8 protein-coding genes are annotated in these 9101 nt (G+C 70.7%); 4 read left to right on the top strand and 4 right to left on the bottom strand.

Going from position 1 to position 9101, the window contains the following annotated elements; all coding sequences use genetic code 11:
- Positions 1-139 precede the first annotated feature (139 nt).
- Positions 140-1837 carry a long-chain fatty acid--CoA ligase gene (locus tag INQ48_22455; GenBank protein ID QRF56114.1) on the top strand — a complete coding sequence of 566 codons (1698 nt, stop codon included), beginning with the start codon at positions 140-142 and terminating at the stop codon, positions 1835-1837.
- A 9-nt stretch (positions 1838-1846) separates the two neighbouring features.
- Here INQ48_22455 and INQ48_22450 read toward each other — a convergent pair whose 3' ends face one another.
- Both INQ48_22450 and INQ48_22445 read right to left on the bottom strand, forming a co-directional pair.
- Positions 1847-2533 carry an aspartate/glutamate racemase family protein gene (locus INQ48_22450; protein QRF56113.1) on the bottom strand — a complete coding sequence of 229 codons (687 nt, stop codon included), beginning with the start codon at positions 2531-2533 and terminating at the stop codon, positions 1847-1849.
- A gap of 11 nt (positions 2534-2544) precedes the next feature.
- Positions 2545-3267, bottom strand: coding sequence for an SDR family oxidoreductase (locus INQ48_22445; GenBank protein ID QRF56112.1), 723 nt, complete (start codon positions 3265-3267; stop codon positions 2545-2547).
- Positions 3268-3467: 200 nt separating this feature from the next.
- Between INQ48_22445 and INQ48_22440 the strand changes: the two genes are divergently transcribed.
- Entirely contained in the window at positions 3468-3995 is a 528-nt protein-coding gene (locus tag INQ48_22440; protein ID QRF56111.1) for a thermonuclease family protein, read from the top strand.
- A gap of 98 nt (positions 3996-4093) precedes the next feature.
- A complete protein-coding gene (locus INQ48_22435; GenBank protein ID QRF56110.1) occupies positions 4094-6016 on the top strand; it encodes a PhoX family phosphatase in 1923 nt (640 codons plus the stop codon).
- Positions 6017-6046: 30 nt separating this feature from the next.
- Here INQ48_22435 and INQ48_22430 read toward each other — a convergent pair whose 3' ends face one another.
- On the bottom strand, positions 6047-6298 hold the full coding sequence (locus tag INQ48_22430; GenBank protein QRF56109.1) for a hypothetical protein: 252 nt from the start codon (positions 6296-6298) through the stop codon (positions 6047-6049).
- A gap of 25 nt (positions 6299-6323) precedes the next feature.
- On the bottom strand, positions 6324-7670 hold the full coding sequence (locus INQ48_22425; GenBank protein QRF56108.1) for an NAD(P)/FAD-dependent oxidoreductase: 1347 nt from the start codon (positions 7668-7670) through the stop codon (positions 6324-6326).
- Positions 7671-7846: 176 nt separating this feature from the next.
- Between INQ48_22425 and INQ48_22420 the strand changes: the two genes are divergently transcribed.
- Complete coding sequence (locus tag INQ48_22420) at positions 7847-9100, top strand: ergothioneine biosynthesis protein EgtB (protein ID QRF56107.1); 1254 nt, start codon at positions 7847-7849, stop codon at positions 9098-9100.
- The last annotated feature ends 1 nt before the right edge of the window (position 9101 follow it).

Below are 9101 nucleotides of genomic sequence, written 5' to 3'. Positions count from 1 at the left end.
TCGCCAAGGTGACGCTCCGGGGGCTTCCCCGATGGGAGCCGCGCCGCGCTCGGCTTAGGCTGGCGTGCGGTTCGCGCGCCCGGCATTCCGGCCGGACGCGCCCCGCCCGGATTCCCCATTCCCCTTCCGCCCGCCTGCCATGACCCTGGAACCACGCCCGCATCACAAGTTCTGGCCCAAACGCCTGCCGCATTCGATCACCGTGCCCGCGGTGTCGCTCTGGCACAACCTCAAGACCGCCGCCGAGCGCTACCCCGACAACAAGGCCCTGGTGTTCTTCGGCCGCGTCACCAGCTACCGAGAGCTGGCGAGCCAGGTCGAGCGCCTGGCCGGCACCTTGCATGCGCTGGGCGTGAAGCGCGGCGACCGCGTGCTGCTCGACATGCAGAACTGCCCGCAGCTGGTGATCGCGCATTTCGCGATCCTGCGCGCCAATGCCGTGGTGGTGCCGGTCAACCCGATGAACCGGGCCGAGGAGCTCAAGCACTACATCACCGACGCCGACGCCAAGGTGGCGATCACCACCGGCGACCTCGCCGGCGAACTGGCCAGGGCCAGCGACGCGCTGCCCGAGGGCGAACGCCTGTCGAGGATGATCGTGACCCAGTTCACCGACGCCTTCGATCCCGGCGTGACCGGCGACGACGCGCCCGCGGCCGCCTGGGTCGACTGGCTCGGCATCCGCCATCCGCTGCCCGCGCTGGCCGGCGGCGAGGTCATGGCCTGGACCGAGGCGCTCGAAACCAGCCACCCGGTGCCCGAGCACGTGGTGGGCGCCAACGACATGGCGCTGCTGCCCTACACCAGCGGCACCACCGGCCTGCCAAAGGGCTGCATCCACCACCATTCGAGCCTGATGCACAACGCCATGTCGGGCATGCTGTGGGGCTGCGCGCATTCCGAGGTGGTGGTGCTGGCCGTGGTGCCGATGTTCCACATCACCGGCGTGGTCAGCATGATGCACACCGCGATCCTCGCAGCCGCCACGCTGGTCATCATGCCGCGCTGGGACCGCGACGTGGCCGGGCGCCTGATCTCGCGCTGGAAGGTCTCGAGCTGGACCAACATCCCGACCATGGTGATCGACCTCATGGCGAGCCCGCACTTCGCGAGCTACGACCTCTCGAGCCTGAGCTACATCGGCGGCGGCGGCGCGGCCATGCCGCAGGCGGTGGCGCAGCGGCTGCAGGACCAGTTCGGCCTCAAGTACCAGGAAGGCTACGGCCTCACCGAAACGGCCGCGCCCTCGCACTCGAACCCGGCCGAGCATCCCAAGCAGCAGTGCCTGGGCATCCCGTTCATGAGCACCGACGCGCGCGTGGTCGACCCCGACACGCTGAAGGAACTGCCGCCGGGCGAATCGGGCGAGATCATCATCCACGGCCCCGAGGTGTTCCAGGGCTACTGGAAGCGGCCCGAGGCCACGGCCGCGGCCTTCGTCGAGTTCGAGGGCAAGCGCTTCTTCCGCTCGGGCGACATGGGCCGCATGGACGAGGAGGGCTACTTCTTCATCACCGACCGCCTGAAGCGCATGATCAACGCCAGCGGCTTCAAGGTCTGGCCGGCCGAGGTCGAGCTGCTGATGTTCCGCCATCCGGCGATCCAGGAAGCCTGCGTGATCTCGACCAAGGACGCCTACCGCGGCGAATCGGTCAAGGCCGTGGTGGTGCTGCGCGCCACCCACAAGGACACGACCGCGCAGCAGATCATCGACTGGTGCCGCGAGAACATGGCGGTCTACAAGATCCCGCGCCAGGTGCAGTTCGTCGACGCGCTGCCCAAGAGCGGCAGCGGCAAGGTCATGTGGCGGCTGTTGCAGGAAGCCAAGAACGCCTGAGGCGCCGAGTCAGCGCGCCGGGCGCGCCGCCCGGTGCCGCAATCCCAGCCGGACCTGCGTTGCGGCCAGCAGCACCGCGCTGCGCAGCGGATGAATCACGGGCACCGCGAGGCCCTGGGCCGCCAGGGCCCGCGCGAGCGCATCTCTCACGCCCAGGAAGCCGGTGCAGCCCAGCACGATCGCATCGGCGCCATCGTCGCGCACGGCCCGCGCCGCCGCTTCGGTCAGGCGAGCGAGCAGCCGTTCGGGATCGGCGTCGAGTTCGCGCACCGCGGTATCGACCACGCGCAGCGGCGCCAGCCGCGGGCCCAGCGCGGTGCGCTCGGCGAGGGCATCGATCATCGGGCGCACGCTCTCGAGCACCGTAACGATCGCGAGCCGCCGGCCGAGCGTCGCCGCCAGGTGCAGGCTGGCCTCGCCCGGGCCGATGACGGGCATTGCCACGCACTCGCGCGCGGCCGTCACGCCGGGATCGGCGAAACAGTCGACCACCACCGCATCGAGGCCCTGCGCCTCGGCCTCCTCGATGCGCGCGAGCACGCCGGGCAGGCAGCGGTGCTCGTCGGCCGGGCTCTCGATCGAGCGCGGCCCGTCGGCGATGTTGACCTGCGACAGCTGCAGTGCGCCGCCTTCGGCGAGATCCTCGATCTCGCGCAGCTTCGCGGGGGGCGTGACGACGCGGATGCGGATCGGCATGGCGCGACTCCTCAGCGCAGCGTGTAGCCGCCGTCGGCGAACAGCGTGGTGCCGCTCATGAAGCCGTTGCCCATGAGGAACACCACCGCGTCGGCCACTTCCTCGACGGTGCCGACCCGGCCCAGCGTGCTGATCGCGGCGAAGCCCGCATAGGCGGCTTCGCGCGCGGCGGCCGGGCGCCCGCGCCACAGCGGGCTGTCGATGGTGCCGGGCGACACGGTGTTGACGCGCCGCGGCGCCAGGTCGATCGCGAGCGCGCGCCCCAGGCCCTCGATCGCGCTGTTGCAGGCCGCGTAGCTGGCGACGCCCGGCAGCGGCCGCGCGCCCGCGCCGCCCGACATCAGCACCACCGAACCGTTCGGCGACAGCTTGGCGAGCGCATGGTGCACGGCCCAGTACTGGGGCCAGAACTTCTGGCGGAACGGGCTTTCGACCTGCGCCACGTCCTCGCTGCCGAAGGGCGCGACGCTGTAGCTCGCGCCGGGCGTGAACAGGTGGTCGATGGCGGGCAGCGGTGCGAAGAAGCGGGCGAGCGAATCGGCGTCGGAGGAGTCGACCGTCGCGCCGGTGGCCGCGGGACCGAGCTGCTCGAGGGCCGCCGCCAGCCGCTGCGGCGAGCGACCGCCCACGTGGACCTGGCCGCCCTGCTGGACGACGCGCTGCGCCACCGCGAGGCCGATGCCCGAGGTACCGCCGACGATGGCGACGCGTTGCTGCGAGAAGGTGTTGCTCATGATCGGATTTTCACAAGTTCCATATTTCGGAACTTGCGTCAAGATAATTGAACTCGATCATAGAAGGCCGCGCCGCCCTGTCAAGCGCGCGGCACGGTGCCGCGCGCCGCTGGAAAAAATGTGTGTCCCCACCGCGCCCGGCACGCGAATCCCTTAGCCTCGATGCGTCCTCATCCGTTGTCGCTCCGTCCGTCTTCTTCATGCACCTGCGCGCGTTCCTTCCCATCCTTCTTGCCTTCCCCCTGCTGGCCCATGCCGCCGCTTCCCGCAACTGCCTCGTCGTCGGCGTCAGCGACGGCGACACGCTGACCGCGCGTTGCGGCCGCAGCGGCGCCTACGAACAGGTCAAGGTGCGCATCGCGGCCATCGACGCGCCCGAGAAGGCGCAGCCCTATGGCCAGCGCAGCCGCCAGGCGCTGAGCCGGCTCTGCTATGCCGAGCAGGCGCGGATCACCGCGCGCGACACCGACCGCTACGGCCGCACCGTGGCCGACGTGTCGTGCAACGGCGAGGACGCGGGCCGGCGCATGGTGTCGGAGGGCTGGGCCTGGGTCTACGACTACCACGGCATCGCGAGCAAGCGCGGCGGCGACCTGTTCCGGCTGCAGGACGGCGCCCGCGCGCAGCGCGCCGGGCTGTGGGCCGATACCAGGCCCACGCCGCCCTGGGAATGGCGTCGGCAGCGGCGCGAATCGCATTGGAGCGACAACTTCTTCTCGTCGTTCTGAGTGCTTTCGGGTCGGGCATGGCCCATGTCACGCGAGATTCATGCGGCGCGAAGAGCATCCGGGGTTCTTGCAACCCCCGCACCGCGGAGAACAACGACATGGCCAAGAATTTCGACCGGATGGAGGACTCCAACCCCAGCGCCAACCCCACGATCCACGAGGTGTCCGATCCGGCGCGCCGCGTGCTCGTGCGCGGCGGCCTCGCGGCCGCGGTGGCGGGCCTGTTCGGCCCGCTCGCGGGCTGTGCATCGACCGCCGCTGGCGGCAGTGGCGCGGTCGCCGGCCTGGGCCGCGCGATCGGCTTCAAGGGCATCGCGATGGCCGCGGTCGACCAGGTGGTGGTGCCCGAGGGCTACAGCGCGCAGGTGCTCTACCGCTGGGGCGACCCGACCGGCGTGGCCGGCAGCATGCCCGCCTTCAAAACCGACGGCTCCAACTCGGCCGACGATCAGGCGCTGCAGGCCGGCATGCACCACGACGGCATGGCCTTCTTCCCGATCGAGGGCTCGAACCGCGGCCTGCTGGTGCTGAACCACGAGTACGTCGACGACGGCCTGCTGCACGTCGATGGCATGAAGACCTGGACCCCCGAGAAGGTGCGCAAGTCGATGAACGCGCACGGCGTGTCGGTGATCGAGCTGCGGCGCGACGGCGCGAAGTGGTCGCAGGTGCTGCCCTCGCGCTTCGCGCGCCGCGTCACCGCGCTCACGCCGATGACGCTGAGCGGCCCGGCCGCCGGCCATCCGATGCTGCGCACGGCCGCCGACCCGAGCGGCACGCAGGTGCTGGGCACCTTCAACAACTGCTCGAACGGCCAGACGCCCTGGGGCACCTACCTGACCTGCGAGGAGAACTTCGCCGACTACTTCGAGGGCCCCGAGTCGCCCGACGCGCACCAGAAGCGCTGGGGCATCCGCAAGGGCAACGGCGCCAAGTACCGCTGGCACGAGCACGAGCCGCGCTTCGACGCGGCGAAGCATCCGAACGAGGCCAATCGCTACGGCTGGGTGGTGGAGATCGATCCGCAGGACCCGGCCTCCACGCCGCGCAAGCGCACCGCGATGGGCCGCGCCGCGCACGAGGGCGCGGCCACCGCGCTGACCGCCGACGGCCGTGCCGTGGTCTACATGGGCGAGGACTCGCGCTTCGAATACATCTACAAGTTCGTGAGCCGCGACGCGGTGAAGCCCGGCGGCGCGGCCGCCAACCGCGAGCTGCTCGACCACGGCACGCTCTACGTGGCGCGCTTCGACGTCGACGGCAGCGGCGAATGGCTGCCGCTCGTGCAGGGCAAGAACGGACTCGTGGCCGACAAGGGTTTCGCGAGCCAGGGCGACGTGCTGATCAAGTCGCGCCAGGCCAGCGACCTGCTGGGCGCGACCAGGATGGACCGTCCGGAGTGGACCACCGTCGATCCGCTGACCAAGGAGGTCTACTGCACGCTGACCAACAACAGCAACCGTGGTGGTGCCGGCCAGCCGTTCATGGACGCGGCCAATCCGCGCTCCAACAACACCATGGGCCAGATCATCCGCTGGAAGGAGCAGGGCGACCTCGACGGCACCAAGTTCGCGTGGAACCACGTGGTGCTCGCGGGCGATCCGAAGCAGTCGCGCTGGGAAGCGCAGGGCAACGTCAAGGGCGACGCCTTCGGCAGCCCCGACGGCCTGATGGTCGATGCGCGCGGCGTGCTGTGGATCCAGACCGACGTCTCGACCTCCACGCTCGGCAAGGGCGACTACACCAACCTGCCGAACAACCAGATGCTGGCCTGCGACCCGACCCAGGGCGAGATCCGCCGCTTCCTGCTCGGCCCGGCCGGTTGCGAGATCACCGGCCTCACGGCCACGCCCGACCTGCGCACGCTGTTCATCAACATCCAGCATCCGGGCGAGCCGGCCAACGAGCGCAGCGATCCCGATCGCCCGCTCGCGGTGTCGAAATGGCCCGACGGCGCGGGCCGCCCGCGCTCGGCGACGGTCGCGATCACGAAGAACGACGGCAGCGTGGTCGGGACCTGAGCGCTGGTCCCCGGGAGCGGGCGGCGGCGCTCAGCAGGCGCCGCCGTACCAGCAGCGCAGCCCGGGCATGAACAGCCCGAGCACGAAGCTGATGCCGCAGACGATCAGCATCAGCAGCGCGCACATGCGCAGGCCTTCCTCGCTCCAGCGCGGCGCGAAGATGCTCACGAGGACGCCCGAGGCGAAGGTGCCTTCGAGCCAGTGCGCGCCGCCCCAGCGCAGGATCCAGAGCCAGAACAGCGCGGTGAGGGCGTGCAGCGCGATCCAGGGCAGCAGCGACATGCGGACCTCCGGCCGTGGGCGCGGCTCAGGACTCGCTGCGGCCGTTCACGTCGGCCACCACGCGCGCATTGCGCTGGAAGCTCCAGTAGGCGCTGGCCCAGTCCATCATCACCACGATGCGGTTGCGGAAGCCGATCAGGAAGTACGCGTGCGCGAACAGCCAGAACAGCCACGCGAGCCGGCCGCTGAAGCGCAGCGCGCCGAAGGGCGTGCCCAGGTCGACCACGGCCGAGTTGCGGCCGATGGTCGCGAGGTTGCCGTAGTCGCGGTAGCGGAAGGCCTGCGTGGGCTGGCCCGCGATGCGGCGCAGGATGTTGGCGGCCGCGGCGCGCCCGGCCTGCTTGGCGCCGGGCGACACGCCTGGCACCGGCCGCGGCTGCTTGCCGGGCGCATGGCTCATGGCGGCCGCGAGGTCGCCGACCACGCTGATCTCGGGATGGCCCGCGAGGCTCAGGTCGGGCTCGACCTTGATGCGGCCCGCGCGGTCGCATTCGACGCCAGTGGCGCTGCCGAGCATGCGGCCCAGCGGCGAGGCCGCCACGCCCGCGGCCCACACCACGCAGCTGCTGTCGATGCGGTAGCTCTGCGCGGGTGCGCCGTCGGCGCCGCCGCCGGTCTGCACCTCGAGGCCGGTTTCGTCGATCGCGGTCACGCGCGCATTGAGCCGCACCTCGACGCCGAGCTTCTCGAGCTGCTCGAGCGCCTTCTGGCTCAGGCCCTCGGGCATCGCCTGCAGCACGCGCGGGCCGCCCTCGACCAGCAGCACCTGCGCGCTCGCCGGATCGATGTGGCGGAACTCGCCCGCGAGCGTGTGCTTGGCGATCTCGGCCAGCGTGCCCGCCATCTCCACGCCGGTGGGGCCGGCACCGATCACCACGAAGGTCAGCAGCGCGCGGCGGCGTTGTTCATCGGTCGTGAGTTCGGCGGTCTCGAAGGACAGCAGCACGCGGCGGCGGATCTCGAAGGCATCGGCCAGGGTCTTGAGGCCCGGCGCATTGGCCGACCATTCGTCGTGCCCGAAATAGCTGTGGGTGGCACCGGCCGCGACGATCAAGTGGTCGTAGGGCACCGGGTTGCCGCCGGCCATGCGCACCGTGCGCGCGGCCGGATCGATGGCCGTGACCTCGCCGAGCAGGGAGGTGATGTTGGCCTGGCCGCGGAACAGACCGCGGACCGGCGCCGCGATCGACGGCGCCGCCAGTCCGGCGGTCGCCACCTGGTAGAGCAGCGGCTGGAACAGGTGGTGGTTGGTACGGTCGATCACCGTCACGTCGACGTCGGCGCCTTGCAGCTTGCGAGCCGCTTCGAGCCCGCCGAAACCGCAGCCGACGATGACGACGCGGGGGCGGCCTGGGGAGTTGGTCGTTTGCATCGAACGGATGATACGCAGCCGCCCTGCAGGCGAAGCCATCTTGTGCCAAAGTGGCCGACCCGCCGAGGAACGAGAACCACGCGGGGACGGCATGCGCCCCGGCGCGGGCCCTTGTCCTACGCGCCGCCGCCGAAGGCTTCGGCTACAAACTTCGTTGACCCGCGACTGGAGAACCCATGACGCTTTCCCGGCCGATCACGCCGGCAGCCGGCACCGTGCGAGAGCAGTTCCGCTCCGTGCGCGCCGCCAGCCTCGCGCTTGCCGCACCGCTTTCCGCCGAAGACCAGTGCATCCAGTCGATGCCCGACGCGAGCCCGACCAAGTGGCATCTCGCGCATACCACCTGGTTCTTCGAGACGGTTCTGCTGCAGCCGCATGCCAGCGGCTACCAGCCCTTCGACACGCGTTTCCATTACCTCTTCAATTCCTATTACGAGGCGCTGGGCCCGCGCCATCCGCGTCCGCAGCGCGGCCTGCTCACGCGGCCCTCGCTCGACGAGGTGCAGGCCTACCGCCGGCATGTCGACGCGGCCGTGCTGGCCTTCCTCGACAGCGACGAGGCAGCGGCCGCGTGGGCCACGCTCGAGCCCATCGTCACGCTGGGCCTGAACCACGAGCAGCAGCACCAGGAGCTGCTGCTCACCGACATCCTTCATGCGCTGTCGTGCAACCCGCTGCTGCCCGCCTACAAGCCCGCCGGCGGCCCCGCGCTGCGGCTGGCCGCGGTGCCGCCCGCCATGCGCTGGCTGCCGCACGACGGCGGCCTGGTCGACATCGGTCATGACGGCGCGGGCTTCTCGTTCGACAACGAGACCCCGCGCCATCGCGCGCTGCTGCAGCCGCATGCGATCGCCGACCGGCTCGTGAACTGCGGCGACTTCACGCAGTTCATCGCCGATGGCGGCTACCAGCGGCCCGAGCTGTGGCTGTCCGACGGCTGGGCCGCGGTGCAGTCGCAGGGCTGGCGTCATCCGGCCTACTGGCTCGCGCCCGACGATCCGCGCCTGGGTGCCTCGTCGGCCAATGCCGGCGGCTGGCACGTGTTCGGCCTGCATGGCGTGCGGCCGATCGAGCCCGAGGCGCCGGTATCGCAACTGAGTTTCTACGAGGCCGCCGCGTATGCCGAATGGGCCGGCGCGCGGCTGCCGACCGAGTTCGAGTGGGAGGCCGCGTTCGGCAACCCGGGCATCTCGCAGATGACCGGCCACGTGTGGCAATGGACGCGTTCCTCGTACGACCCGTATCCGGGCTTCAAGCCGCTGCCTGGCGTCGCGGCTGAATACAACGGCAAGTTCATGGTGGGCCAACTCGTGCTGCGCGGCGGCAGCGTGGCCACCCCCGAGGGCCATGCGTGCCCCAGCTATCGCAACTTCTTCCCGCCGGCCGCGCGCTGGCAATTCACCGGCCTGCGGCTCGCGAAGGATCTCTGAC

The sequence above is a fragment of the Variovorax paradoxus genome (assembly GCA_016806145.1).
Taxonomy (GTDB): Bacteria; Pseudomonadota; Gammaproteobacteria; order Burkholderiales; family Burkholderiaceae_C; genus Variovorax.
The sequence above is the reverse complement of the archived record's forward strand: the minus strand, read 5'-3'. Positions and strand labels throughout refer to the sequence as shown.